28 protein-coding genes are annotated in these 25,661 nt (G+C 61.8%); 13 read left to right on the forward strand and 15 right to left on the reverse strand.

The genetic code is table 11. From position 1 onward, the window contains the following. The first annotated feature begins 68 nt into the window (after nucleotides 1-68). Both CKW07_RS15675 and CKW07_RS15680 read left to right on the forward strand, forming a co-directional pair. A complete protein-coding gene (locus tag CKW07_RS15675; RefSeq protein WP_095080123.1) occupies nucleotides 69-554 on the forward strand; it encodes a chemotaxis protein CheW in 486 nt (161 codons plus the stop codon). Continuing rightward, on the forward strand, nucleotides 555-950 hold the full coding sequence (locus CKW07_RS15680) for a DUF2802 domain-containing protein (RefSeq protein WP_095145711.1): 396 nt from the start codon (nucleotides 555-557) through the stop codon (nucleotides 948-950). A 51-nt stretch (nucleotides 951-1,001) separates the two neighbouring features. Here the strand turns inward: CKW07_RS15680 and CKW07_RS15685 are convergent, their stop codons facing one another. Together CKW07_RS15685 and CKW07_RS15690 are read right to left on the reverse strand one after the other, a co-directional pair. Beyond that, complete coding sequence (locus CKW07_RS15685; protein WP_095145713.1) at nucleotides 1,002-1,334, reverse strand: EscU/YscU/HrcU family type III secretion system export apparatus switch protein; 333 nt, start codon at nucleotides 1,332-1,334, stop codon at nucleotides 1,002-1,004. Then, nucleotides 1,331-2,896 carry a flagellar hook-length control protein FliK gene (locus CKW07_RS15690; RefSeq protein ID WP_095145715.1) on the reverse strand — a complete coding sequence of 522 codons (1,566 nt, stop codon included), beginning with the start codon at nucleotides 2,894-2,896 and terminating at the stop codon, nucleotides 1,331-1,333. The genes CKW07_RS15685 and CKW07_RS15690 overlap by 4 nt, the downstream gene beginning before the upstream one ends. Before the next feature lie 194 nt (nucleotides 2,897-3,090). On the opposite strand from CKW07_RS15690, the gene ccmA reads away from it, so the two are divergent. The 10 genes from ccmA (at nucleotide 3,091) to CKW07_RS15740 (ending at nucleotide 10,472) form a co-directional block, all read left to right on the forward strand. After that, a complete protein-coding gene (gene ccmA, locus CKW07_RS15695) occupies nucleotides 3,091-3,726 on the forward strand; it encodes a cytochrome c biogenesis heme-transporting ATPase CcmA (protein ID WP_095145717.1) in 636 nt (211 codons plus the stop codon). Further along, the gene (ccmB, locus tag CKW07_RS15700; protein ID WP_095145718.1) at nucleotides 3,723-4,391 is read left to right on the forward strand and encodes a heme exporter protein CcmB; all 669 of its coding nucleotides are present in this window, start codon (nucleotides 3,723-3,725) and stop codon (nucleotides 4,389-4,391) included. The genes ccmA and ccmB overlap by 4 nt, the downstream gene beginning before the upstream one ends. Before the next feature lie 77 nt (nucleotides 4,392-4,468). Next, nucleotides 4,469-5,224 (forward strand): heme ABC transporter permease, encoded by a 756-nt coding sequence (locus CKW07_RS15705; protein ID WP_095145720.1) that lies wholly within the window; start codon nucleotides 4,469-4,471, stop codon nucleotides 5,222-5,224. Further along, complete coding sequence (gene ccmD, locus CKW07_RS15710; RefSeq protein WP_095080104.1) at nucleotides 5,221-5,397, forward strand: heme exporter protein CcmD; 177 nt, start codon at nucleotides 5,221-5,223, stop codon at nucleotides 5,395-5,397. Before CKW07_RS15705 ends, ccmD begins: the two co-directional genes overlap by 4 nt. Further along, nucleotides 5,394-5,849, forward strand: coding sequence for a cytochrome c maturation protein CcmE (gene ccmE, locus CKW07_RS15715; protein WP_095145722.1), 456 nt, complete (start codon nucleotides 5,394-5,396; stop codon nucleotides 5,847-5,849). The genes ccmD and ccmE overlap by 4 nt, the downstream gene beginning before the upstream one ends. 3 nt (nucleotides 5,850-5,852) lie before the next feature. Continuing rightward, nucleotides 5,853-7,841 (forward strand): heme lyase CcmF/NrfE family subunit, encoded by a 1,989-nt coding sequence (locus CKW07_RS15720; protein ID WP_095145724.1) that lies wholly within the window; start codon nucleotides 5,853-5,855, stop codon nucleotides 7,839-7,841. Continuing rightward, a complete protein-coding gene (locus tag CKW07_RS15725; protein WP_095145726.1) occupies nucleotides 7,838-8,374 on the forward strand; it encodes a DsbE family thiol:disulfide interchange protein in 537 nt (178 codons plus the stop codon). Before CKW07_RS15720 ends, CKW07_RS15725 begins: the two co-directional genes overlap by 4 nt. Further along, on the forward strand, nucleotides 8,371-8,841 hold the full coding sequence (locus tag CKW07_RS15730; protein ID WP_095080100.1) for a cytochrome c-type biogenesis protein: 471 nt from the start codon (nucleotides 8,371-8,373) through the stop codon (nucleotides 8,839-8,841). The genes CKW07_RS15725 and CKW07_RS15730 overlap by 4 nt, the downstream gene beginning before the upstream one ends. After that, complete coding sequence (gene ccmI, locus CKW07_RS15735; protein ID WP_095145728.1) at nucleotides 8,838-10,046, forward strand: c-type cytochrome biogenesis protein CcmI; 1,209 nt, start codon at nucleotides 8,838-8,840, stop codon at nucleotides 10,044-10,046. The genes CKW07_RS15730 and ccmI overlap by 4 nt, the downstream gene beginning before the upstream one ends. 15 nt (nucleotides 10,047-10,061) lie before the next feature. Then, complete coding sequence (locus CKW07_RS15740) at nucleotides 10,062-10,472, forward strand: hypothetical protein (RefSeq protein ID WP_095145729.1); 411 nt, start codon at nucleotides 10,062-10,064, stop codon at nucleotides 10,470-10,472. A gap of 33 nt (nucleotides 10,473-10,505) precedes the next feature. On the opposite strand, the gene CKW07_RS15745 is transcribed toward CKW07_RS15740, so the two are convergent. From CKW07_RS15745 to gcl, 10 genes are all read right to left on the reverse strand, one after another. Beyond that, a complete protein-coding gene (locus CKW07_RS15745) occupies nucleotides 10,506-11,081 on the reverse strand; it encodes a PIN domain-containing protein (protein ID WP_095145731.1) in 576 nt (191 codons plus the stop codon). Continuing rightward, nucleotides 11,078-11,545, reverse strand: a complete 468-nt coding sequence (locus CKW07_RS15750; protein ID WP_095145732.1) for a helix-turn-helix domain-containing protein — start codon at nucleotides 11,543-11,545, stop codon at nucleotides 11,078-11,080. The genes CKW07_RS15745 and CKW07_RS15750 overlap by 4 nt, the downstream gene beginning before the upstream one ends. A 264-nt stretch (nucleotides 11,546-11,809) precedes the next feature. Next, the gene (locus CKW07_RS15755) at nucleotides 11,810-12,808 is read right to left on the reverse strand and encodes a sulfate ABC transporter substrate-binding protein (protein ID WP_095145734.1); all 999 of its coding nucleotides are present in this window, start codon (nucleotides 12,806-12,808) and stop codon (nucleotides 11,810-11,812) included. Between the two features lie 92 nt (nucleotides 12,809-12,900). Next, nucleotides 12,901-13,725, reverse strand: a complete 825-nt coding sequence (locus CKW07_RS15760) for an ion transporter (protein WP_095145736.1) — start codon at nucleotides 13,723-13,725, stop codon at nucleotides 12,901-12,903. Between the two features lie 21 nt (nucleotides 13,726-13,746). Then, entirely contained in the window at nucleotides 13,747-14,667 is a 921-nt protein-coding gene (locus tag CKW07_RS15765; RefSeq protein ID WP_095145738.1) for an urea transporter, read from the reverse strand. A 175-nt stretch (nucleotides 14,668-14,842) separates the two neighbouring features. Continuing rightward, nucleotides 14,843-16,258 (reverse strand): pyruvate kinase, encoded by a 1,416-nt coding sequence (pyk, locus tag CKW07_RS15770; protein WP_095145740.1) that lies wholly within the window; start codon nucleotides 16,256-16,258, stop codon nucleotides 14,843-14,845. Next, nucleotides 16,248-17,528 carry a glycerate kinase gene (locus CKW07_RS15775; protein ID WP_095145742.1) on the reverse strand — a complete coding sequence of 427 codons (1,281 nt, stop codon included), beginning with the start codon at nucleotides 17,526-17,528 and terminating at the stop codon, nucleotides 16,248-16,250. The genes pyk and CKW07_RS15775 overlap by 11 nt, the downstream gene beginning before the upstream one ends. Nucleotides 17,529-17,614: 86 nt before the next feature. After that, the gene (locus tag CKW07_RS15780) at nucleotides 17,615-18,508 is read right to left on the reverse strand and encodes a 2-hydroxy-3-oxopropionate reductase (RefSeq protein ID WP_095145744.1); all 894 of its coding nucleotides are present in this window, start codon (nucleotides 18,506-18,508) and stop codon (nucleotides 17,615-17,617) included. A gap of 136 nt (nucleotides 18,509-18,644) precedes the next feature. Beyond that, nucleotides 18,645-19,427 (reverse strand): hydroxypyruvate isomerase, encoded by a 783-nt coding sequence (gene hyi / locus CKW07_RS15785; RefSeq protein ID WP_095145746.1) that lies wholly within the window; start codon nucleotides 19,425-19,427, stop codon nucleotides 18,645-18,647. Nucleotides 19,428-19,566: 139 nt separating this feature from the next. After that, nucleotides 19,567-21,342, reverse strand: coding sequence for a glyoxylate carboligase (gene gcl / locus CKW07_RS15790; RefSeq protein WP_095145748.1), 1,776 nt, complete (start codon nucleotides 21,340-21,342; stop codon nucleotides 19,567-19,569). Nucleotides 21,343-21,609: 267 nt separating this feature from the next. Between gcl and CKW07_RS15795 the strand changes: the two genes are divergently transcribed. Then, on the forward strand, nucleotides 21,610-22,050 hold the full coding sequence (locus CKW07_RS15795; protein ID WP_095145750.1) for a heme-binding protein: 441 nt from the start codon (nucleotides 21,610-21,612) through the stop codon (nucleotides 22,048-22,050). Nucleotides 22,051-22,249: 199 nt separating this feature from the next. On the opposite strand, the gene dsbG is transcribed toward CKW07_RS15795, so the two are convergent. Genes dsbG through dsbD form a run of 3 tightly spaced genes read right to left on the reverse strand, consistent with a single transcriptional unit; the run spans nucleotide 22,250 to nucleotide 25,595 of the window. After that, nucleotides 22,250-23,017, reverse strand: a complete 768-nt coding sequence (gene dsbG, locus CKW07_RS15800; RefSeq protein ID WP_095145752.1) for a thiol:disulfide interchange protein DsbG — start codon at nucleotides 23,015-23,017, stop codon at nucleotides 22,250-22,252. Then, entirely contained in the window at nucleotides 22,993-23,859 is an 867-nt protein-coding gene (locus CKW07_RS15805; protein WP_095145754.1) for a TlpA disulfide reductase family protein, read from the reverse strand. The genes dsbG and CKW07_RS15805 overlap by 25 nt, the downstream gene beginning before the upstream one ends. Beyond that, nucleotides 23,859-25,595 carry a protein-disulfide reductase DsbD gene (gene dsbD, locus CKW07_RS15810; protein WP_095145756.1) on the reverse strand — a complete coding sequence of 579 codons (1,737 nt, stop codon included), beginning with the start codon at nucleotides 25,593-25,595 and terminating at the stop codon, nucleotides 23,859-23,861. The genes CKW07_RS15805 and dsbD overlap by 1 nt, the downstream gene beginning before the upstream one ends. Between the last annotated feature and the right edge of the window lie 66 nt (nucleotides 25,596-25,661).

Raw genomic sequence — 25,661 nt, forward strand, 5'->3', positions numbered from 1 at the left:
GGGTCGCATGCACCGTGCGGCCAGGCAGAACACACACCGCCATGGGCGGTTTTTCGAGGGGTCAGGGTATGAATGATAAGGCGTCGTCTGCAAAGGGTTCCGAAGATCCGATCCTGCAATGGGTAACCTTCAAGCTGGACAATGAAACCTACGGCATCAATGTGATGCGCGTTCAGGAAGTCCTGCGTTACACCGAGATCGCTCCGGTTCCGGGTGCGCCAAGCTATGTGCTGGGCATCATCAACCTGCGCGGCAACGTGGTCACGGTGATCGACACTCGCCAGCGCTTCGGCCTGGGGACGGTGGAAGTCAGCGACAACACCCGGATCGTGATCATCGAGGCCGACAAGCAAGTGGTCGGGATCATGGTCGACAGCGTGGCTGAAGTGGTTTACCTGCGTCAGTCGGAAATCGAGACCGCGCCGAATGTCGGTAACGACGAGTCGGCCAAGTTCATTCAGGGCGTGTGCAACAAGAACAACGAATTGCTGATCCTGGTCGAGCTGGACAAGATGATGAGCGAAGAAGAGTGGTCGGAACTGGAGAGTATCTGATTGATTCTCGAGGTTGCTGTCATTGTGCTGGGGTTGCTCTGGATCGGCACCCTGGCGATGTGTCTGGCCTACACCCGCAAGCAGCGCGAGCTGGCGGTGGAGCAGGCCAAGGCGGATGCGTTGCGCGATCAACGCCTCAAGGACCTGGCCAGACGCGTCGACAACTACCAGGACGGTAACGTGCGCATGGGCGAAGACCTGCATGAGTTGCGTGCGGTGGTCGGGCCCTTGCCGGACAAACTGGCGCAGCTCGAGCAGCGCGACCCGACGAGCCTGTCGTTCGCCCAGGCGGCGCGGCTGGTGGGGATGGGCGCCAGCGTCGATGAACTCACTCAGTCCTGCGGCCTGACCCAGGCCGAGGCGGAGTTGATGCGCAAGATGCATAAGGGCAGCTAGAGGTTTCTAGCCGCAAGCTGCAAGTGAAAGCAACGTGCTATGGCTTGCAGCTTAAAGCTCACAACTGCCCCTAACAGTCACATCCCTCTCTTCCATCGCTGTCTGTGAATGCTGCTCGGCGGGAAACTTGCCCTTGAGTTTCCAGGCGAACGCAATGATCTCGGCAATCGTTCGATACAACTCCTCCGGAATGCTGTCCCCCAATTCCATCCGCGCCAGCAGTCTCACCAGTTCGGCGTTTTCATAGATCGGCACTTCACAGTCGCGAGCGATTTTCAGGATGGCTTCGGCCAGCGCTTCGTCACCCTTGGCGGTCAGCGTGGGGGCGTGGCTGCCGTCGTACTTGAGGGCGATGGCCTGGCGGGGCGGGTTGGGGTTTTTCATGCGGTATCGTCGACCCAGCGTTGTTCGAGACGGGTTTGCGAGCCCTGGGGTGGTTTGCCGAGGTGGCAATCCAGCTCGCCGACGTTCAGCCCAGCGGCCAGCAGTTGCGCACGCAGGCTGCCCAGGTGCTGTTCGATCAGGCTCGCGGTGTAGGGCTGCTCGGCCCAGAGCTGGCTGGACAGGCTGCCGCGTACCAGTTGCGCCTGGACTTGCAGCGGCCCCAGCGGCTCCAGGTCGAAGGCCAGGTCAACCCGCCACAGCGGTTGCCGGATTTCGCGTTCGGCGGGTTGATCCTTGTGCTCCCGGGGTGGGGGATCTTCACGCTGGAGTTTGACCTGCAACGGCACAATGTCTTGCCCATTGCGCATGGGGATTTCCAATTGCCAGGTGGTTTGCAGCCGACCCTCCTCGGTCATGCCGGTTTGTTCCAGGCCCGCCAGCTGATGACTTTGCAGGCGAGAGATGGCAGCTGCCGCCAGGCGCAGCAGGTGCTCCAGGTCGCCTTCGCCGTCCAGGCTCTGCAGTAGGCGCGAGGGCAGGGGAAAGCTGCCGGGGTGCGGTTTGGCACTGACCTGGCCCAGGGTCCCGAGGGCGTTGCGCACGAAACTTGGCAGGGCCTGGGCCAAGGTGTTGGCCGCAATGGCGGCATTGAAACTGGTGTTGGCCGGCAACCCCGGTGCCAGCTGTGCCACCAGGCGTAGCAGGTTGCCTTTCAGGTCCTGGGTCAGGTCGGGAGGCGCTCCGGCGAGCAGCTTGTTTTCCAGAAACAGACCGCTGTTGGCCAGCGCCAGCGCCAGCCCTTTGCTGGAGCTCAATTGTTGCGCGTCGGGCAGGCTTGCCAGCAGTTGCTCGACGGTGGCGCGCACCTGCGCGGGCTGGGTGCCGGCGGGCAGGCTTTGCAAGGCCTTGAGCAAACCCTCCAGCGAGCCTTGACGGTGCTGCTGGTTGATCAGCTGTTGAGCGATCGCCAGTTGATCCTGGCGGTTGGCGAGGGGCACGAAACTCAGGGTCTGCGAGTCCTGGACCAGGGCGCTGAGCAGGGTGCCGATGCGCAGCGGCTGCGCACTGTCGATACTCAGGGTACTGCCGCTGAGCGCCGTGTTGAGCAGGCTCACCATGGAGCGGTACACCGCCGGTTGCCCCGGGGTTTGGGGTAACGCCTGTTGGGTCAGTACTTTACCCTGCAACAGCGTGCCAACCGGCAGTTGTGAGGTGTCCAGGCGGGTGAGGGCGGCAATGTTCGCGGCCTGGACCTGTTGCGCCGTGATCGCCAGGTTGCTGGCCGAGGGTTGAGTGAGGGTCAGGCTGGTACCTTGGGGCAGCGGCAGATTGCTGGTGGCCTGCACCGTGGTCTGGCGGCCGCTGTCGAGCGTCACTTTGAGCAGGAGCTGGAAGATCTGGTCGTTCTGCTTGAGCGACAGGACTTGCGCGTCGGCACTTTTGCCGGCCGCGATCAGACCGTCCATGGGCGTGAGCAGCTTGAGCAACTCGCCACTGACCTGCTGGCGCGACGGGACCGCCGCGGTGGGGGGCAGTGGAAGAATGTTGATCTCACCGGTCATCAGGTCACACCCTGTCGAAATTGCCCTCTTTAGAGTAGGACATCGCATGTATAATGCGGCCCGTCTTCGGAGACCTCGCGAAAACATCGCAATTGTTTGACCCAGCTCTCTGGAACAGGCCGTCAATGCCTCTATGCTGCACCACGTTAACGGCCGATCCACAGCCGACTTGAACCGTAAAGGCCCGCGATCTTTTGACCATCCCTCGACTACAAGCCGTAGCGCTCGCCTGCGAGCGAGACTTGCGAATGCTCTTCGAGCACCTCGAATTGCAGCTGGGCAGCGGTGACATGTTGCAGATCAGCGGCCCCAACGGCAGCGGCAAGACCAGCCTGCTGCGCCTGCTCGCCGGGTTGATGCAGCCCACCAGCGGCCAGGTGTTGCTCAATGGCCAGCCACTCAATCACCAGCGCACGGAGCTGGCCCACAATCTGCTGTGGATTGGTCATGCCGCAGGCATCAAGGACTTGCTGACCCCTGAGGAGAACCTCAGTTGGTTGTGCGCCTTGCATCGACCGGCCACCCATGAGGCCATCTGGCGGGCGCTGGAAGCGGTAGGACTGCGTGGTTTCGAAGATGTTCCCTGCCACACCCTGTCCGCCGGGCAGCAACGCCGGGTCGCCCTGGCGCGGTTGTACCTGGACAGCCCGAAGCTGTGGATTCTCGACGAGCCGTTTACCGCGCTCGACAAACAAGGTGTCGCCCAGTTGGAAGAACACCTGGCCGCACACTGCGAGCAGGGTGGCATGGTGGTCTTGACCACTCACCACACCCTGACCCGGATGCCGGCCGGTTACCGCGACATTGATCTGGGGCGGTGGGCCGTATGAGTGTCTTTGCGCTGTTGGTCGCCCGTGAGGCGCGCTTGTTGTGTCGTCGTCCGGCAGAACTGGCCAACCCTCTCGTATTCTTCGCCATCGTCGTTGCATTGTTCCCGCTGGCGGTCGGACCTGAGACACAATTGTTGCAAACCTTGTCGCCGGGCCTGGTCTGGGTAGCGGCCCTTTTGTCGGTTTTGCTCTCGCTGGACGGGCTTTTCCGCAGTGATTTCGAGGACGGATCCCTTGAGCAGTGGGTCCTTTCGTCGCACCCCCTGCCTCTTCTGGTTTTGGCAAAAGTACTGGCACACTGGGTGTTTTCCGGCCTGGCACTGGTATTGCTTGCGCCGTTACTGGCGTTGATGCTCGGTTTGCCTGCCGCCTGTCTGCCGGTTTTGCTCTTGTCGCTGTTGCTGGGTACACCGGTACTGAGCTTGCTCGGTGCGGTCGGCGCGGCACTGACAGTGGGTCTCAAGCGTGGTGGCTTGCTGCTGGCGCTGTTGATTTTGCCGTTGTATATCCCGGTGTTGATCCTGGGCAGTGGTGCCTTGCAGGCGGCGCTCCAGGGTATGCCGACAACCGGTTATCTGCTGTGGCTGGGTAGCCTGGCCGCCCTGGCGATAACCCTGACACCCTTTGCAATAGCCGCTGGCCTGAAGATCAGCGTCGGCGAATAATGAGGCCTGGTTATTTTTTAATCAGTAAAGGCCCTGGCTTTTCGTGACAACGAAAAACAACCGTGATGGAAACAGTAATGAACTGGACCTGGTTTCATAAACTCGGCTCACCCAAGTGGTTTTACGGCATCAGCGGTAGAATGCTGCCCTGGCTGAGTATCGCCGCGTTGCTGCTGATCGGCATCGGTGCCGTCTGGGGCCTGGCCTTCGCGCCGCAGGACTACCAGCAAGGCAACAGCTTCCGGATCATCTACATTCATGTGCCGGCCGCCATGCTGGCCCAGTCCATCTATGTGATGCTGGCGGTCTGCGGCATTGTGGGACTGGTGTGGAAGATGAAACTGGCGGACGTGGCCCTGCAATGCGCCGCGCCGATCGGCGCCTGGATGACAGCCGTGGCGCTGGTGACCGGGGCGATCTGGGGCAAGCCGACCTGGGGCTCGTGGTGGGTCTGGGATGCCCGGCTGACGTCGATGCTGATCCTGCTGTTCCTGTATTTCGGTCTCATTGCCCTGGGCAATGCCATCAGCAATCGCGACAGCGCGGCCAAGGCCTGCGCGGTGCTGGCGATTGTCGGCGTGATCAACATCCCGATCATCAAGTACTCGGTGGAGTGGTGGAACACCCTGCACCAGGGCGCCACCTTCACCCTTACCGAAAAACCGGCGATGCCGGCGCAAATGTGGCTGCCGTTGTTGCTCACGGTGCTGGGTTTCTACTGTTTCTTCGGCGCGGTGCTATTGCTGCGCATGCGCCTTGAAGTACTCAAGCGCGAAGCGCGTGCCAGCTGGGTGAAAGCCGAAGTGCAAAACAGCCTGGAGGCCGCGTCATGAGTTTCGCTTCATTTGGCGACTTCCTCGCCATGGGCCATCACGGTCTTTATGTCTGGTCGGCCTATGGCATCTGCCTGGCGGTACTGGCCCTCAACGTGGCCGCGCCGATCCTGGCCCGCAAGCGTTATCTGCAACAAGAGGCGCGTCGTCTGCGCCGGGAGAACAGCCAGTGAATCCGCTGCGTAAAAAGCGTCTTGTCATCATTCTCGCGATCCTGGTCGGTGTCGGCGCTGCCGTCGGCCTGGCCTTGAGCGCCCTGCAGCAGAACATCAACCTGTTCTACACGCCGACCCAGATCGCCAACGGCGAAGCCCCGCAAGACACGCGCATCCGCGCGGGCGGCATGGTCGAAGCCGGGTCCCTGCAACGTTCCGGCGATTCGCTGGACGTGAGGTTCGTGGTGACCGACTTCAGCAAGTCCGTGACCATCACCTACCGCGGCATCCTTCCGGACCTGTTCCGCGAAGGGCAGGGCATCGTTGCGCTGGGCAAGCTGAACGCCGATGGCGTGGTAGTGGCGGACGAAGTGTTGGCCAAGCACGACGAGAAGTACATGCCGCCCGAAGTGACCAAGGCGCTCAAAGACAGTGGTCAATCCGCTCCCACACCCGCGAAGGAGGGTTGATCCATGACTTCCGGTCTCTTTATTCCCGAGCTTGGCCACCTGGCGATGATTCTCGCCCTGTGCTTTGCCGTCGTGCAGGCCATTGTGCCGTTGCTCGGCGCCTGGCGCGGCGATCGCCTGTGGATGGGCCTGGCCCAGCCAGCGGCGTGGGGCCAGTTCACCTTTCTGGCGTTCGCCTTCGGGTGCCTGACCTACGCCTTCATGGCCGATGACTTCTCGGTCGCCTATGTGGCCAACAACTCCAACAGTGCATTGCCCTGGTACTACAAGTTCAGCGCCGTGTGGGGTGCCCACGAAGGTTCCCTGTTGTTGTGGGCACTGATTCTCGGTGGCTGGACCTTCGCGGTGTCGGTGTTCTCCCGGCAACTGCCGCAGGTCATGCTAGCCCGGGTACTGGCGGTGATGGGCATGATCAGCACCGGTTTCCTGCTGTTCCTGATCGCTACCTCGAACCCCTTCGAGCGCATCCTGCCGCAAATGCCGACGGATGGCGCCGACCTCAATCCGTTGCTGCAAGACATCGGCCTGATCGTTCACCCGCCGATGCTCTACATGGGCTACGTCGGCTTCTCGGTGGCCTTCGCCTTCGCCATTGCCGCGCTGATGGGCGGTCGCCTGGATGCGGCGTGGGCCCGCTGGTCCCGTCCCTGGACCATTGTTGCCTGGGCTTTCCTGGGTATCGGCATCACCCTCGGCTCGTGGTGGGCCTACTACGAACTCGGCTGGGGTGGCTGGTGGTTCTGGGACCCGGTGGAAAACGCCTCGTTCATGCCCTGGCTGGTCGGTACTGCGCTGATCCACTCGCTGGCGGTGACTGAAAAGCGGGGTGTGTTCAAGAGCTGGACCGTGTTGCTGGCCATCGCCGCGTTTTCCCTGAGCCTGCTGGGCACCTTCCTGGTTCGTTCCGGCGTCCTGACGTCGGTGCACGCGTTCGCCTCGGACCCTGAGCGTGGCGTGTTCATCCTGATCTTCCTGCTGTTCGTGGTGGGCGGTTCGCTGACGCTGTTTGCCTTGCGTGCGCCGGTGGTCAAGAGCCATGTGGGCTTCAACCTGTGGTCCCGGGAAACCCTGCTGCTGGGCAATAACCTGGTACTGGTGGTGGCGGCCTCGATGATTCTGCTGGGCACCTTGTACCCGCTGGTGCTGGACGCCCTGACCGGCGCCAAGCTGTCGGTGGGCCCGCCGTACTTCAATGCCCTGTTCATTCCATTGATGGCATTGCTGATGGTGGTGATGGCGGTGGGCGTGCTGGTGCGCTGGAAAGACACCCCGGTGAAATGGTTGTTGGGCATGCTGACCCCGGTGCTCCTGGGCAGCGCCGCGCTGGCCGTGGTGGCCGGGATCGCCTACGGCGATTTCAACTGGGCGGTGCTGGCGACTTTCATGCTCGCGGCCTGGGTGTTGCTGGCCGGTGTGCGTGACATCTTCGATAAAACCCGTCACAAGGGCCTGATCAAGGGCCTGCCGACCCTGACCCGCAGCTACTGGGGCATGCAGATCGCGCATTTTGGTATTGCCGTGTGCGCGCTGGGCGTGGTGCTGTCGAGCCAAAACAGCGCCGAGCGCGACTTGCGCCTGGACCCGGGCGAGTCGATGGAGCTGGCCGGTTATCACTTCGTGTTCGAGGGGGCCAAGCACTTCGAAGGCCCGAACTTCACCTCCGACAAGGGTACCGTGCGGGTGATCCGCGATGGCAAGGAAGTCAGTGTTCTGCACCCGGAAAAACGCCTGTATACCGTGCAGAACTCGGTCATGACCGAAGCCGGGATCGATGCCGGCTTCACCCGGGACATCTATGTGGCCCTGGGTGAATCCCTGGGCGATGGCGCCTGGGCCGTGCGCGTGCACGTCAAGCCGTTCGTGCGCTGGATCTGGTTCGGCGGCCTGCTCACCGGTTTTGGCGGTTTGCTGGCGGCAATGGACCGGCGTTATCGGGTCAAGGTGAAAAGCCGTGTGCGTGAAGCGCTGGGCATGACGGGAGCGACTGCATGAAACGTTGGTTGATGGTGTTGCCACTGGCGCTGTTCCTGGTGGTCGCCGTGTTTCTTTATCGGGGGTTGTACCTGAACCCGGCCGAGTTGCCTTCGGCGATGATCGGCAAGCCGTTCCCGGAGTTCACCCTGCCCACGGTGCAGGGCGACAAGACCCTGACCCGCGCCGACCTGCTGGGTAAGCCGGCACTGGTCAACGTCTGGGGGACCTGGTGCATTTCCTGCCGGGTCGAACACCCGGTGCTGAACAAGCTGGCCGGGCAGGGCGTGGTGATCTACGGCGTCAACTACAAGGACGTCAATGCCGACGCCCTGAAGTGGCTGGCCGAGTTCCACAACCCGTACCTGCTGGACATCCGTGACGAGGAGGGCACCCTGGGCTTGAACCTGGGTGTCTACGGTGCCCCGGAAACCTTCTTCATCGACGCCAAGGGGATCATTCGCGACAAATACGTCGGGGTGATCGACGAAGTGGTCTGGCGTGAGCAACTGGCGCCCAAGTACCAGGCGCTGGTCGACGAGGCCAAGCCATGAAGCGCTGGATTGCCGCTGCCGTACTGGGCTTGAGCATCGCGGGTGTGGCCCATGCGGCCATCGACACCTACGAGTTCGCCAAGGAAGGCGATCGCGAGCGGTTTCGCGAGCTGACCAAAGAGCTGCGTTGCCCCAAGTGCCAGAACCAGGACATTGCCGACTCCAACGCCCCGATTGCCGCTGACCTGCGCAAAGAGATTTTCCGCATGCTCGGCGAGGGCAAGGACAACCAGCAGATCATCGACTTCATGGTCGATCGCTACGGCGACTTCGTGCGCTACAAGCCGGCCCTGACCGGCAAGACCGCGCTGCTGTGGTTTGGCCCGGCCGGGCTGTTGCTCGGGGGTGTGGTGGTGATTGCCCTGATCGTCCGTCGTCGGCGCGTCGAGCGTGCCGCTGGCAAGGACACGCTTACTGACGAGGAGCGCAAGCGCCTCGACCAACTGTTGGATAAAAACCAAGAATGATTGATTTCTGGCTCGCTGCAGGTCTGCTTCTACTGGTTGCCCTGAGTTTTCTGTTGATCCCGGTGCTGCGGGGCCGTCGCGCCCAGCGCGAAGAGGATCGTACCGCGCTGAACGTGGCGCTTTACCAAGAGCGCGTGGCCGAGTTGCAGTCGCAGCAGGCCGAAGGCGTGCTCGATGCGACGCAGATGAGCGCCGGTCGTGACGAAGCCGCCCGTGAGCTGTTGGCCGACACCGAAGGTGCCGATACCGGTCGGGTTTCCCGCCTGGGCAAGCCGCTGCCGTTGCTGGCCGCGATCCTGGTGCCGGTGTTGGGGCTGGGGTTGTACCTGCATTTTGGTGCCAGCGACAAGGTCGAATTGACCCGCGAATTCGCCCAGGCGCCGCAGACCATGGAAGAGATGACCCTGCGCCTGGAACGGGCCGTTGCCGCTCAGCCGGACTCTGCCGAAGGCCTGTACTTCCTGGGGCGTACCTATATGGCCCAGGACCGTCCGGCGGACGCCGCGAAGATGTTCGAACGCACCGTGGCCATTGCCGGCCGTCAGCCCGAGTTGCTCGGCCAGTGGGCCCAGGCCCAGTACTTTGCCGACAACAAGAAGTGGTCGGACAAGGTCCAGGCGTTGACCGACGAAGCGCTCAAGGCTGATCCGAAAGAAGTCACCAGCCTCGGCCTGCTGGGCATCGCGGCCTTCGAAGGCGAGCGTTACCAGGAGGCCATCGACTACTGGAATCGCCTGCTGGCGCAACTGCCCGCCGAGGACAATTCGCGCAGCGCCCTGCAGGGCGGCATTCAACGGGCGAGCGAAAAACTGCAGGAAAGCGGCGGTGCCGTGGCCAAGGCTCCGGTCGCCGCGGCCAAGCCCGCGGCGCTGCTGAAGGTGACCGTCGACCTGGCGGCTGACCTGAAGGCCAAGGTCTTGCCGGGTGACAGCGTGTTCATCTTTGCGCGCGCCACGTCCGGCCCGCCGGCCCCCCTGGCAGCCAAGCGCCTGACCGTTGCCGACCTGCCTGTGACCGTTGAGCTGGGTGATGCCGACGCAATGATGCCGCAGTTGAAACTGTCCAACTTTCCTGAAGTCCAACTGGTTGCGCGCGTGTCCCGTGCCGGTCAACCGACTGCCGGCGAATGGATCGGTCGCAGCCAGCCTTTGGCCAGCAGCACCACCGCGCCGCAAAAACTGACCATCGACAGTCCGGACAAATAACCAGGAAACACCGCAATGACCGTATTCGCCCGTATCACTCTGCTCAGTCTGGTTTTGGGGTTGAGCGCCTGTGCGGTCCAGGAGCCATTACCGGATACCCGGCCATTGCCGCCGAGCCCGCCATCGGGCCCGACGACCAAGCCTGGACCCTCCACCGCGCCCAGCAAGCCGGTGACCCCGAACAAACCGGGCAAGCCCCTGCCGCGCACCTCGGCAAGCTTCGCCCCGCCTCCTGGCGGTAACAGCCACTGGGACGCCAAGTTGGGCGTCTATGTTCTCGACGACCAGACCAACGTCTTCTACCGCCAGCGCACCTATTACCGCTGGAACAACGGTTGGAGCCGCAGCATCAGCCCGCAGGGGCCATGGGAGGATACCGATATCCATGGCGTGCCGTCGGGGTTGGGCCGGCAGTACGGGCAGTAATGAAAACGGCGCCTTGGGGCGCCGTTTCAGCATTCAGAGAATGGCTCGGTAGTGGGTGAGTTCCTTGACAGATTGGACGAGTCCTTGTCGCTGCAGCAGCGCCAGATAACTGTCGACATCCATTGATGGCAGTTTCAGATGAGCACGCTGGCGCTGGGCTGCTGCAATGACTGCTGCGGGGTCGAGATCGAACAGGTTGTCTATGAACTCATCGGGATGCTGTGCCTCGACACCCAGAGGCCCCAATGTGCTGGCAGGAAAGTCCTTTTGATTGAAGGTCACGATGACACCGGCACCGCAGCGCAGGGCGGCCGCCAGGACATGACGATCATCGGCATCTGGTAGCGACAGCCCTTCGATCAGGTTTTCATAGCGGGTGACGCAGGCATCAGGAACGGCCTGGTCCATCAGAGTGGAGGTGCGATCCAGTTGTTCTACTGTGAGGTCGGGCCGATTTTTCAGAAGGTTTCTTTTCCACTCATTGTGTATCTGCTGTGTCCATCTGGCGCGGAATCGCCCGGAAAGGGCAAGCCACATCAGGAAGTCGCGTAATGGGGCGGGATAGAGCACGCAGGCGTCATACACAACGGTGAAAGAGGAGTGCCTCACTCGTATCCGAACCTCAGCGTCTGAGCCTGTTCTGCGAGCAATGCCATGGCGTGTTCGCTGGCTGCATCGCGCTTGTGCTTATAGTCCATCAGTTCGGCAAAGCGCACACGACGGTGCTTGCCTGTTTTGTGGTAGGACAGTTCCCCGCATTCCAGCAGCTTGATTAGATGTGGGCGCGAGACATTGAGCAAGTCGGCGGCCTCCTGAGTGGTCAGCTCCGCATGTACCGGCACGACCTTGACCGCATTGCCTGCTGCCAGCTCCGCCAGGATGTCGACCAGCAACCGCAGTGCCGAGGTGGGAAGCTCGACGTTGTGGGCTTCATTTTGCTCATCGATTATTTGAATCTGTTGAGTTTCAAAGTGAGTCGAAAGATACGCCACCAATGCACGTTGGCCTTCAATGGCTGCTTTGATTTCACGCTCCATGGGTAGGCTGATGGGTGGGGGGATAACTGAAGGCATGACGGTGTTCCAGAATGCTTAATGGTGTGTTTTTTGAGGTTATTCGAAATAAACGAAAATCGCAATAAACGAAAATGCTGGATGGTGTTTCTCTGTGTTATTTCTCTCGAGCAGTCCACCTGAGTCTTCGCGGGTGCTGGTGAGTGATTCTTTCGCTGGCGCAATGGCGGGTTGAACTGGAGGTGATGCCTGCGTAGCACGAGATAAATACGCCCCATGAAAAAGGCGACCCGAAGGTCGCCTTTGTAAGGCCTCGCTCAGCGGTTACTGGCCGCTATAGATCTGGTCGAAAACACCGCCATCGTTGAAGTGGGTTTTCTGCACGGTGCGCCAGTCACCGAAGGTTTTCTCCACCGACAGGAAATCGACTGTCGGGAAGCGGTCGGTATATTTGGCGAGGATGGCCGGGTCACGCGGGCGCAGGTAGTTGGCGGCGGCAATTTCCTGGCCCTGTGGGGACCACAGGTATTTCAGGTACTCGTCGGCGGCGGCGCGGGTGCCTTTCTTGTCGACGACCTTGTCGACCACGCTCACCGGTGGCTCGGCTTCGGCGGAGACGCTCGGGTAGATCACTTCGAACTGGTCGCGGCCGAACTCGCGGGCGATCATTTCCGCTTCGTTTTCGAAAGTCACCAGCACGTCGCCAATCTGGTTGGTCATGAAGGTGGTGGTGGCGGCGCGGCCACCGGTGTCGAGCACCGGGGCTTGCTTGAACAGTTTGCCGACGAAGTCCTTGGCCTTGTTCTCGTCGCCACCATTCTTCAGCACGTAGCCCCAGGCCGACAGGTAGGTGTAGCGGCCGTTACCCGAGGTTTTCGGGTTTGGCACGATGACCTGGACGCCATCCTTGAGCAGGTCTGGCCAGTCTTTCAGGGCTTTGGGGTTGCCTTTGCGGACGATGAACACGGTGGCCGAGGTGAACGGTGCACTGTTGTTCGGCAGGCGGGTGACCCAGTTCTCAGGGACCAGTTTGCCGTTGTCGGCCAACGCGTTGATGTCGGTGGCCATGTTCATGGTGATGATGTCGGCTGGCAGGCCGTCGATCACAGAGCGCGCCTGTTTGCTGGAGCCGCCGAAGGACATCTGCACGGTGATGTTTTCGTTGTGCTCGGCTTGCCAGTGTTTCTGGAAGGCAGTGTTGTAGTCCTTGTAGAAATCGCGCATCACGTCGTAGGAAACGTTGAGCAGGGTCGGTGCGGCTTGAGCCATGCTAGCGAGGGTCAGGCCAGCGGCCAGAAGTGAAGCGCCAAAGATTTTTTTCACTGCACATTCCTTTTGTTCGAGAGAGTGAAGGCAATTTGCCGTCGACTATAGCGGGAGCTCTATAGCTCTTTAAATACTAAAAAGTGCTTTGCTTATTCGATTTTCTTGAATAGCGCGTTGCCGCAGCGTGAGCAGAATGACGCGCCGTGTTCATGGTTGTCTTTGCTGCACACCGGGCAGTCGTGTTGCAGCTTTTCCCCGCGCATGGCGTTGGCCAGCTCCGCGGTGAAGATCCCGGTGGGCACGGCAATGATCGAGTAACCGGTGATCATCACCATCGACGAAATGATCTGGCCCAATATGGTCTTGGGCACGATGTCGCCGTAACCGACGGTGGTCAGGGTCACGATTGCCCAATAGATGCCTTTGGGAATGCTGGTAAAGCCATGTTCCGGGCCTTCGACCACGTACATCAGGGTGCCGAACACTGTGACCAGGGTGCAGACACTGAGCAGGAACACGAGGATTTTCTGTTTGCTGCCGCGCAAGGCGTCGAGCAGGTAATGGGCCTGCTTGAGGTAGGGGCCGAGCTTGAGCACGCGGAAGATCCGCAGCATCCGGATCACCCGGATGATCAACAGGTACTGGGCGTCGCTGTAATACAGCGCCAGGATTCCCGGCACGATCGCCAGCAGGTCCACCAGCCCATAGAAGCTGAACGCATAGCGCAGCGGTTTGGGGGAGCAGTACAGGCGCAGGCCGTACTCGAGCAGGAAAATCGCGGTGAAGCCCCACTCTATGGCGGCCAGCAGGCCGGCGTAGTTCTGATGGACGTCATCGATGCTGTCCAGGATCACCACCACCAGGCTGGCGAAGATGATCAGCAGCAAGCTGGTGTCGAAGCGCCGTCCCGCCGGTGTGTCGGTCTGGAAAATAATCACGTACAGGCGATTGCGCCACGTGTCCCTGCTGTCCATTCACATCGCCTTGGCTGTAAATCAGCGCAGCCTAGGTTGATTCTCCGGGGTTTGGCAAGGCGAACGGTCGCGGGGTGTGCGGCGCAGCAGGCGAATACCGGCACGCAGCAACCAGCAGGCGAGGATGAAGGGCGCGGTCAGCGTTGCCAGGCCCATGGCGGCGAAGGCCGGTGTGAGCAGGATCGCCAGCGCGATACCCAGCAGCGGCAGCCAGGGTTGGCGGCGTTGTTGGCTGAGGGCCAGGGCTGCCAGTGCCGGGTTGTAGCCCTGCAGGCCGATCAAGGCGCCTGAGGTGTCGTTCATCCACAGGGCGCAGGTCAGGCCGGCGGCTGAGCCCACCAGCGCCCAGAGGGCGGCACGGCGATCGGCGAGCAATAGACCGGCGGCGATCAGGACACCCGCCAGCGGATGGTCGAGGAACATGACCTGGCCCAGGCCCTTGAGTCCGGCGCCCAGCAGGTTCAAGGCCGTGAGTTCGGCCACGGGGTCGGGCGTTGCAGGGGTGGGCGCGGCGAAGCTCAGGAGCAACCAGCCCAATAGCACGAAGGGCGCGGTATAGGCGGGTAGAAAGCGCTGCTTGCGGGTGCGTTTGAGCCATTGCTCGGTGAGCATGGCGCTCAACCCGCCGCAGGCGAGGATCAGGGGCGGCAACATGGCCGACCAACTGAAGGCCAGGCTCAGCAACAGGCCGATCAATACCCCGTTGTAGCTGAACAGGCCGGCCTGGCGATCCGCCTTGGCATAGCCACGACGTTGCGCGGTGAGCAAGCCGGCAACGCCACCCAGCAGGGCGCCGCCGAGCAAGGCCGGGGCCGTCAGGAGGATGGCCAACAGGCACAGCAGGCCGCACAACGGGTTGCGCTGGAGGAAAATCTGGCTGAAGCCGTTGAGCAGGGCAGTGGCCCAATCGGGGCAATGGGTGTTGAAGTGGTTGGCAGGCATGAAGATCATTACCGGGGAGTTGCATAAAACCCTGTGGCGAGGGAGCGTGCTCCCGCTGGGCCGCAAGGCGGCCCTAAAATCGATGAGCGCGGTTTTTCTGTGGAAACTGTCATGCCGAAAGACGACTGCTCTGCAGTCGAGCGCAAGCTTGCTCCCTCGCCACAAGGGCAGTTCGTTAGATCAATGTCTCTATTCGCAGTGAGTTAGTCGACCCGGGTTGACCGAAAGGCACACCGGCGGTGATCAACAACGTGTCGCCACGCTGGGCCATGCCTTGCGCCTGGGCGATTTCCAGCGCGGTAGAGCACACTTCATCCACCTGGCGCAGGCGATCGTTGACCACTGAGTGCACGCCCCAGGCCACGCTCAGGCGCCGCGCGGTCGACAGGTTGGGGGTCAGGTTGAGGATCGGCACCGAAGGACGCTCGCGAGCGGCCCGCAAGCTCGAGGTGCCTGACTCGCTGTAGTTCACCAGCACCGCCACCGGCAAGATGTTGCTGATCCGGCGAATGGCGCAACTGATGGCGTCCGAGGTAGTGGCCTCGGCTTTCGGTCGGCTGACCTCCAGCTGTGCCTGATAATCCGGGCCGCTTTCGACCTGGCGGATGATCTTGCTCATCATCTGCACCGCTTCGAGCGGGTAGTCGCCGGAGGCGGTTTCCGCCGACAGCATCACCGCGTCAGTGCCTTCGGCCACGGCCGTGGCCACATCGGTGACCTCGGCACGGGTCGGTGCCGGAGAGAAACGCATCGACTCCAGCATCTGGGTCGCCACCACCACCGGCTTGCCGAGCTGGCGGCAGGTGCTGATGATGTCTTTCTGGATCTGCGGCACACTCTCGGCCGGGACTTCCACGCCCAGGTCACCACGGGCCACCATGATCGCGTCGCTCAGCTCGGCGATCTCGCGCAACTGTTCAACGGCCGATGGCTTCTCGATTTTCGCCATCAAGAAGGCTTTGTCGCCGATCAGCGAACGGGCTTCACGAATGTCGTCAGGACGCTGGACGAACGACAGGGCCACCCAGTCCACACCCAGCTCCAGGCCGAAACTCAGGTCGCGACGATCCTTTTCGGTCAGCGGGCTGAGGTCGAGTACCGCTTGCGGCACGTTGACGCCCTTGCGGTCCGACAGTTCACCGCCATTGAGCACTGTGGTGTCGATGGCGTCGGCGTACTTGGTCACCACCCGTAGGCGCAGCTTGCCGTCGTCCAGCAGCAGGTCCATGCCGGGTTCCAGGGCGGCGATGATTTCCGGGTGCGGCAGGTTGACCCGGCGTTCATCGCCCGGTGTGGTATCCAGGTCCAGGCGCAAGGCCTGTCCCCGGACCAGTTGCACCTTGCCCTGGGCGAACTTGCCGACCCGCAGTTTCGGGCCTTGCAGGTCCATCAGAATGCCGAGCGGGTAGTTGAGCTGGCGTTCGACTTCGCGGATCCACTGATAGCGCTGGGCGTGATCGGCGTGTTCGCCGTGGCTGAAGTTCAGGCGGAAGATGTTGACCCCGGCCTGCACCAGCTCGCGAATGGTGTCGATCCCGTCGGTGGCGGGACCCAGGGTGGCGAGGATTTTGACCTTTTTATCAGGCGTCATGTTTAGGGTTCTCGAGGATCAGGATGGCACGGAAGTCGTTGACGTTGGTGCGCGTTGGCTCGGTGACGATCAGGGCGTCGAGTGCCTCGAAGTAGCCGTAGCCATTGTTGTTGTCCAGTTCATCGCTGGCACTCAGGCCCAGCGCCGTGGCGCGAGCGTAGCTGTCCGGGGTCATGATGGCGCCGGCGTTGTCCTCGGAGCCGTCGATGCCGTCGGTATCACCGGCCAGGGCGTAGACACCCGGCAGGCCTTTGAGGCTATCGGTCAGGCTGAGCAGGAACTCGGCATTGCGTCCGCCACGGCCATTGCCGCGTACGGTGACGGTGGTCTCACCACCCGACAGGATTACGCAAGGAGCCGCCAGGGGCTGACCGTGCAGCACCACTTGGCGCGCGATCCCGGCGTGGACTTTCGCCACTTCGCGGGACTCGCCTTCCAGGTCACCAAGGATCAACGGGCTGAAACCGGCTTGACGGGCTTTTACCGCGGCCGCTTCCAGGGATTGCTGGGGGCGGGCAATCAGTTGGAAATGGTTGCGTGCCAGGCATGGATCGCCAGGTTTCACGGTCTCGGATTCGGGGTTTTGCAGCCAGCTGCGTACCGATGCCGGGACATCGATGGCGTAGCGTTTGAGAATGGCCAGCGCGTCTGCCGAGGTGCTGGGGTCGGCCACGGTCGGGCCGGACGCGATCACCGTGGCGAGGTCGCCCGGGACATCGGAAATGGCATAGGTGTAGACCGTCGCGGGCCAGCAGGCTTTGCCCAGGCGTCCGCCCTTGATCGCCGAGAGATGCTTGCGCACGCAGTTCATCTCGCCAATGGTCGCACCGGACTTGAGCAGGGCTTTGTTGATCGCCTGTTTGTCGGCCAGGGTGATACCGGCAGCGGGCAGGGCCAGCAAGGCTGAACCACCCCCCGACAGCAGGAAGATCACGCGGTCGTCTTCGCTGAGATTGCTGACCCGTTCCAGGACTCGCTTGGCCACGGCCAGGCCGGCGGCGTCGGGCACCGGGTGGGCGGCTTCGACCACTTCGATTTTTTCGCACGGTGCGCCGTGACTGTAGCGGGTGACGACCAGGCCGGACACTTCACCCTGCCAGCAGCGCTCGACCACCAGCGCCATGGCCGCGGCAGCCTTGCCGGCACCGATGACGATCACCCGACCGCTGCGGTCTTTGGGTAAATGGGCTTCGAGGACCTGTTGCGGATGGGCCGCGTCGATGGCGGTGGCGAACAGGTCGCGCAGGAATTGTTGCGGATCGACCGACATGGCGGGCTCCCAATCTTATTGTTTTTGGAACAGAGCTAATGATCGTTCCTTTGCTGCGCGTGGGAACGATCAGTACCGGGCAGGGCTTACTTCTTGTCGCGAATCGAGAAGTTCGCCATGTGTTCCAGGCCCTTGATCAGCGCCGAGTGGTCCCAGTTGCTGCCACCGATGGCCGCGCAGGTGCTGAACACTTGCTGGGTGTTGGCGGTGTTCGGCAGGTTGATGCCCAGCTCGCGAGCACCGGCCAGCGCCAGGTTGAGGTCTTTCTGGTGCAGGCTGATGCGGAAGCCCGGATCGAAGGTGCCTTTGATCATGCGCTCGCCGTGGACTTCGAGAATCTTCGATGAAGCAAAGCCACCCATCAGGGCTTCACGTACCTTGGCCGGGTCGGCACCGTTTTTCGAGGCGAACAACAGCGCTTCGGCAACGGCCTGGATGTTCAGCGCGACGATGATCTGGTTGGCTACCTTGGCGGTTTGACCGTCGCCATTGCCACCAACCAGGGTGATGTTCTTGCCCATGGTCTGGAACAGCGGCAGGGCGCGTTCGAAGGCGTTGGCGTCGCCGCCGACCATGATGCTCAGGGTGGCCGCCTTGGCGCCGACTTCACCACCGGATACCGGGGCGTCGAGGTACTGCGCGCCTTTTTCATTGATTTTGGCGGCGAAGGTTTTGGTCGCGGTCGGCGAGATCGAGCTCATGTCGATCACGACTTTGCCAGGGCCAACACCAGCGGCGACGCCATCGGCGCGGAACAGTACGTCGTCAACCTGCGGGGTATCCGGCACCATGACGATGATGAATTCGGCTTCCTGGGCGACTTCTTTCGGGTTCGCCAGCGCCACCGCGCCAGCGGCGACCAGGTCTGCCGGGGCTGGGTCGTGGTGTGCCGACAGGAACAGGCTGTGACCGGCTTTCTGCAGGTTCAACGCCATTGGGTGGCCCATGATGCCGGTGCCGATAAATCCGATTTTAGCCATGAGAAAATCCTCTTGTTTTGTGCTTTCTGTAGGAGCGAGCTTGCTCGCGAAAAACCTCAACGAAAACGCGTGCTGCCTGAGTAAACGCGGCGCCTGATCGTTCTTCGCGAGCAAGCTCGCTCCTACAGGTAATGGGTCAAATTGCGTTATGGGTTTTCAACCAGCCAAGACCGGCTTCGGTGGTGGTCAGCGGCTTGTATTCACAACCCACCCAGCCTTGATAACCGATGCGGTCCAGGTGTTCGAACAGGAAGCGGTAGTTGATTTCTCCGGTGCCTGGTTCGTTGCGGCCGGGGTTGTCGGCCAGCTGGATGTGGTTGATCTCGCCCAGGTGCGTGGCCATGGTGCGCGCCAGGTCACCTTCCATGATTTGCATGTGGTAGATGTCGTATTGCAGGAACAGGTTGGCACTGCCCACTTGTTCGCGAATCGACAGGGCTTGCGTGGTGTTGTTCAGGTAGAAGCCCGGGATGTCGCGGGTGTTGATGGCTTCCATTACCAGCTTGATGCCGGCCGCTTGCAGCTTGTCGGCGGCGAACCTGAGGTTGGCGACAAAGGTTTTTTCTACCGTGGCATCGTCGACGCCTTGTGGACGGATACCGGCCAGGCAGTTGACCTGGGTGTTGCCCAGTACTTGCGCATAGGCGATGGCCAGATTCACGCCGGCGCGGAACTCTTCCACGCGATCAGGGTGGCAGGCGATCCCGCGTTCACCTTTGGCCCAATCACCGGCCGGCAGGTTGAACAGCACTTGGGTCAGGCCGTTGGCATCCAGTTGCGCCTTGATTTCGGCGGAGCTGAAATCGTACGGGAACAGGTATTCGACACCACTGAAGCCGGCCTTGGCGGCCGCTTCGAAGCGGGCAAGAAAATCCTGCTCGGTAAACAGCATGGACAGGTTGGCTGCGAAACGCGGCATGGTGGTCTCCCTTAAGAGTTATCGTTCCCACGCTCTGCGTGGGAATGCCTCATTGGACGCTTTGCGTCCGCTGTTGGGACGCGGAGCGTCCCGGACTGCATTCCCACGCCGGAGCGTGGGAACGATCATCTAAACGCAATCAATCGAGCATCGAAATCGCAGTCGGTGCGTCGTTGCCGACCAGCGCCAGGTCTTCGAACTCGTTGACGGCGTTGATCTCGGTGCCCATGGAAATGTTGGTCACGCGCTCCAGAATGATCTCGACGATCACCGGAACCTTGAACTCCTCGATCAGCTCCTCGGCCTTGCGCAGGGCAGGGGCGATGTCGGCCGGCTCGAACACGCGCAGTGCCTTGCAACCCAGGCCCTCGGCCACGGCGACATGGTCAACCCCGTAGCCGTTGAGCTCTGGTGCATTGAGGTTGTCGAAGGACAACTGCACGCAGTAGTCCATGTCGAAACCGCGCTGCGCCTGACGGATCAGGCCCAGGTACGAGTTGTTCACCACGACATGGATGTACGGCAGTTTGAACTGCGCGCCCACCGCCAGCTCTTCAATCATGAACTGGAAGTCGTAGTCGCCCGAGAGTGCCACAACCTTGCGGCTCGGGTCAGCCTTGACCACGCCCAGTGCTGCCGGAATGGTCCAGCCCAGCGGGCCCGCCTGGCCACAGTTGATCCAGTGGCGCGGCTTGTAGACGTGCAGGAACTGCGCGCCGGCAATCTGCGACAGACCGATGGTGCTGACGTAGCAGGTGTCCTTGCCGAACACCTGGTTCATTTCCTCGTACACGCGCTGCGGCTTGACCGGTACGTTGTCGAAGTGAGTCTTGCGCTGCAGGCTGGCTTTGCGTTGCTGGCAGTCTTGCAACCAGGCGCTGCGGTTTTTCAGTTTACCGGCAGCCTGCCATTCACGAGCGACTTCGATGAATACGGTCAGCGCGGCGGCGGCGTCGGAAACGATGCCCAGGTCCGGGGTGAACACGCGGCCGATTTGGGTCGGCTCGATGTCGACGTGGATGAACTTGCGGCCTTCGGTGTACACGTCGACCGAGCCGGTGTGACGGTTGGCCCAACGGTTACCCACGCCCAGCACCACATCGGACTTGAGCATGGTGGCGTTGCCGTAGCGGTGCGACGTCTGCAGGCCAACCATGCCGACCATCAACGGGTGATCGTCCGGGATCGTGCCCCAGCCCATCAGGGTCGGGATCACCGGGATGCCGGTCAGCTCGGCGAACTCCACCAGCAGGTCGCTGGCATCGGCATTGATGATGCCGCCACCGGCCACCAGCAACGGGCGTTCAGCCTGGTCGAGCATGGCCAAGGCTTTTTCCACCTGCACGCGGGTAGCGCTCGGCTTGGCCAATGGCAGCGGTTGATAGGCGTCGATGTCGAATTCGATTTCGGCCATCTGCACGTCGAACGGCAGGTCAATCAACACCGGGCCTGGGCGGCCAGAGCGCATTTCATAGAAGGCCTTCTGGAACGCGTAAGGCACCTGGCCCGGTTCCATGACGGTGGTCGACCATTTGGTCACTGGCTTGACGATGGTGGTGATATCGACGGCCTGGAAGTCTTCCTTGTGCATGCGGGCGCGGGGTGCTTGCCCGGTGATGCACAGAATCGGGATCGAGTCGGCCGAGGCGCTGTAGAGCCCGGTGACCATGTCGGTACCGGCAGGGCCGGACGTCCCGATGCATACGCCGATGTTGCCGGCTTTCGTGCGGGTGTAGCCCTCGGCCATGTGCGAGGCGCCTTCAACGTGGCGAGCGAGGACGTGATCGATGCCGCCGACCTTTTGCAGGGCGGAGTACAGCGGGTTGATGGCAGCACCCGGGATGCCAAAAGCGGTATCAACCCCTTCACGGCGCATCACCAGAACGGCGGCTTCGATTGCTCTCATTTTGCTCATGGTTTTGTGCCTCTTTACGTTTTGTAATTGTATACAAGTGGCTTTGCGCAGAGTGTATTCACGGCGGATGGCGCAGGTCAATCCATTTTCTCAAGCGCTTGTTTCATTCGTCGGAAGCCCATAAATACTGTGGCGTTTCGTCGCGTGAAGCGCTTTTCGATAATTATTGTATACAAAAATATAATTCATTGTGTTCTATTTGCTGCATCGGGCTTCTCAAAAAACAGAGCCCAACGGCTTTCCCATAACAAAATAAGGACGGCACCCATGAGCGCTTTAACCTTGAAAGTCGCAGTCAGCCTGGTCAACGAGGCCATCGCCGCCGGGCGAGCAATCAATGCAGCCCCCCTGACCATTGCGGTACTGGATGCCGGCGGGCATCTGATCACTCTGCAGCGCGAAGACGGCGCGAGCTTGCTGCGCCCCGACATTGCAGTCGGCAAAGCCTGGGGGGCGATTGCGCTGGGCAAGGGCTCGCGGCTATTGGCACTGGACGCGCAACAGCGTCCGGCGTTTATCGCGGCGTTGAACAGCCTGGGGCAGGGCAGCGTGGTCCCCGCACCGGGCGGGGTGCTGATTCGGGATCAGGAAGGCAATGTACTGGGCGCCGTGGGGATCAGCGGTGACCTGTCGGATGTCGATGAGCAGTGTGCGATCAATGCCGTCGAGGCGCTGGGGCTGCGGGCGGACGCGGGGGTGGTGGCTTGATCTTCAGCGATTGAGCCATTGCAATCGCGGGTAGGCCGGCCTGGGTGATGTTTGGCTTGAGAAGCCAAAGCCAAAATCCACGAAACTCCATGCTTGGGAGCTCAAGCATGGAGTTGCCCACAAGGAGTGGGGAGGCTGGTTCAATGCGCGGATCAATTGCGGGAGAGAGCCGGGCGGCGCTCGGCTGCTCCCGTCGTCGTTATTTAGGTCCGAGTATCTTCGCTAGTTTGTCAGGCGATGGTGCACCTTGTTGCTGTTGCAGGTCACCCTTGGCGTCCAGGTAGAAGATCGCCGGGGTGGCGGACAGTTCGAGTTCTTCCATCAATGCCATGTTGGCATTGAGTTTGTCCTGGACCTCTTTGGGAATGGTTGGCAGCGCCTTGAGTGCGCTTTGTTTGCCGGCCTTTTCATGGTCGTCCAGGGCCTTGCTCGGGTCTTTGCTGGCCAACAGGGCGGCGGATTTGCCCGGGCTGTCTTCACGGATGATGCCGACCATGATGTGCCGCAGTTGCACCTTGCCGGACTTCACCCAGGGCCTGGCTTGTTCCCAGAACAGGGTGCAGTACTGGCAGTTCGGGTCGCTGAACAGGTACACCACTCGAGGGGCGTCCTTGTTGCCGTCGGCGATCCAGGCGCTGGACTCCATCTTCGCCCAGACCTCCTTGGCCATCGGCGCGTACACCAGCTTTTGCAACGGCTCGGCGGTCAGGTCCTTGCCATTGGCGTCATACAGGTTGCCCAGCAACACGTGCTTGCCGTCGGGCGTCAGGTACAGGGCCATGCCTCGGTTCTGGTATTGCGCTGCATAGCCGCGCAAACCATCGGGTGCATCGAAGCTGCCAATGATCTTCGCGCCTTTTTCTTCGATCTTGCGGATTGCCGCAGGCAGTTCTTCGGCGTGGAGCAAGGGGCTTTGCAGCAGGGCTGCGCCCAGGGTCATCGTCAGCAGATGGCGGAAGCGGGGCATGGCAGTTTCCTTGGCGGTGTGGCCTGAATGGGGGTGGAGGGTGTATCGAAATTTTCCAGTGCGCGGGCCAGGCTGGCTTCGGAAAGCTCGCCCAGGTGGCTGCCGAGCAGGCGACCCTCGGCGCTGTAGAACAGCGTCGTCGGCAATGCCATGGAGCCGACGGCCTGGCCCAACCGGCCGCCGCGATCAAACAGGACGTTCGACAGGCTCAGGCCCTGGGTGGCGAGGAAGGTGCTGACGCTCTGCATGCTTTCAGCCTGGTTGACGAACAGGAAGGTCAGGTCGGGTCGTTGTTGCTGGGCACTCTCCAGCACCGGCATTTCCCGTCGGCAGGGGGGACACCAAGTGGCCCAGAGATTGATCACCAGGGGGCCGCCCTGATAGTCGGCCAGTTGCACGGTTTCGCCGGCGGCATTGTGCAAGGTGATTTCCGGCAGGCGGGTGCCTTGTTCATACAGATTCAGGGACAGGCTCGCCAGCAGCCAGAACAACAGACCGCTGGCCACGCCATACCCCAGTGGTTTGCGCAGGGGCGGACGACGCCAGCCCCACGCCACCGTTGCCAGCAGCAGCACGATCACCCCCGGCCAGGCGAGGAAACCGCCATCGCGCAGGTCGATGATTTGCCACAGGTCACCGCGGTAGTGAGGCCAGTAGGCGACCACGAATCCCGCTCTGGCGGCAAGCAGGCCCAGCATGAATAACCCGAACAGCACCGACTCGGGGTTCTCGCCTCCGCGCTTGGCCACACGCCAACCGACCAGGGTGGCCAGTCCCAGGGCGCTGATCAGCAGCAAATGATTGAGCGCAATGGCAAAGGTGCCGAGGGTAAAGGTCAGCATCAAAGAGCGTTCCGGACGATGTTCCAGTGTTGGAGGAAACCGGCGGCATCGACCTCTCCGGTCATGCGCTGGCTGCGGCGTTCTTCGCCGTCGGTGCCGATCCACAACAGGCTGGGCGGCCCGGGCACTTTGTAACGGTCGAGCAGTTCACGGCTGTCGGCATTGTCGGCGGTGACATCCAGGCGCAGCAAGCGCACATCCTTCAACGCCTCCAGCACCTGGGGTTTGCCGAACACCTGTTTCTCCATGATCTTGCACGACACGCACCAGTCGGCGTAGTAGTCCAGCAGCACCCACTGGCCCTGGGCGCGTGCCGTGTCCAGTTCACGTTGCAGCGCGGTGGCGTCCTTGACCGTGATGAAGGCGTCGTGGGCCGTAGGGCTGGCCACTCCAGTGGAGGCGTGTGCGCGATAGACCTGCAAGGGCTTGAACAGGTCGTCACTGCCGCCGGCAGCACCAATCATCAACATGCTGCCCCACAACCCGGACAGCAGTGCCAGGCCACCGAACACATGGGCGGCACGACCGAACCCGCCGGTCTGGCGCCAGGCGCTGTAGGCAATGATCAGCAACAGCGCGCCCCACAAGCCGACCCACAGCGACTCATCCAGCACCGGCCGGAGCATGATCAGCGCGGTGCCGAGGAACAGGAAACCGAAGATGCCCTTGAGCAGGTTCATCCAGGTGCCGGGCTTGGGCAGGAAACGGTTGCCGACGGTCACCAGCAGCAACAGTGGCAAACCGATGCCGATGCCCATCGTGAACAGGATCAACCCGCCATGCAGCGCATTGCCACTCTGGGCGATGTACAACAAGGCACCGGCCAGTGGCGCGGTCATGCACGGGCCTACCAGCAAACCGGATAACGCCCCCAGCGCACCAGCCCCGAGCAGGCTGCCACCCCCCTGTTTGCGGCTGGCGTTTTCCAGACGGTCACGCACGGCCACCGGCAATTGCAGTTCAAAGAAGCCGAACATCGGCAGCGACAGCAGTACAAAGATCACCGCGAAACTGCCCAGCAGCCAGGGATTCTGCAGCCATGCCTGCAGATTGGCCCCCAGCAATGCCGCCAGCACACCCAGTGCCGCATACACCAGCGCCATGCTCACTACATAGCTGCCGGCCAGGGCGAAGCCGCGCTTGGCACTGGCACCACTGCCGACGATCAAGCCGGCGAGGATCGGCAGCATGGGCAACGAACAAGGGGCGAATGCGAGCAGCAGGCCCAAGCCGAAAAACACCAGCAAGCTCCAGCCCAGCGCCTGCTGTTGCAGACCACTAGCCAAGGCTTGATCCGGTGCTTCTACGGTGTTGACGGCAGGCACGATACCACCCAGGTCAACCACCTGGGTCTGGGGCGGGTAACACAGGCCGGCATCGGCGCAGCCCTGGAAACCCACTTTGATCCGGCCCGTGGCGTCGGCCGGGATCTTCAGCTCCAGGCCCTGGCGATAGACCTGCTGATCACCAAAGAATTCGTCGCTGTGGGCTTCACCCTCGGGCAGCGCAGGGGCTTGGGCCTCTGGCAGACCGTTGAAACTCAGGCGTTTCTGGTACAGGTAGTAGCCGTCGGCAATTTGCCAGAACAGCTGGGTTTCCCCGGATTCCAGGCGTTCGGAGGTCAAGGTGAAGGCCTTGCCCACCGGCAGGAAATCAGGTTTGGTTTCAAACGGGTTGGCGGCGGCCTGGGCCAGGCCTGCGAAAACAAACAGCATGAATAGAAACAGACGACGCATGGGTAGACCTTATACCGGTGCAAGTAGGGTGCACCATGAAGGGTCGCGATTAACCGATGATTAACC

Source organism: Pseudomonas sp. Irchel s3b6 (assembly GCF_900187415.1).
Lineage (GTDB): Bacteria > Pseudomonadota > Gammaproteobacteria > Pseudomonadales > Pseudomonadaceae > Aquipseudomonas.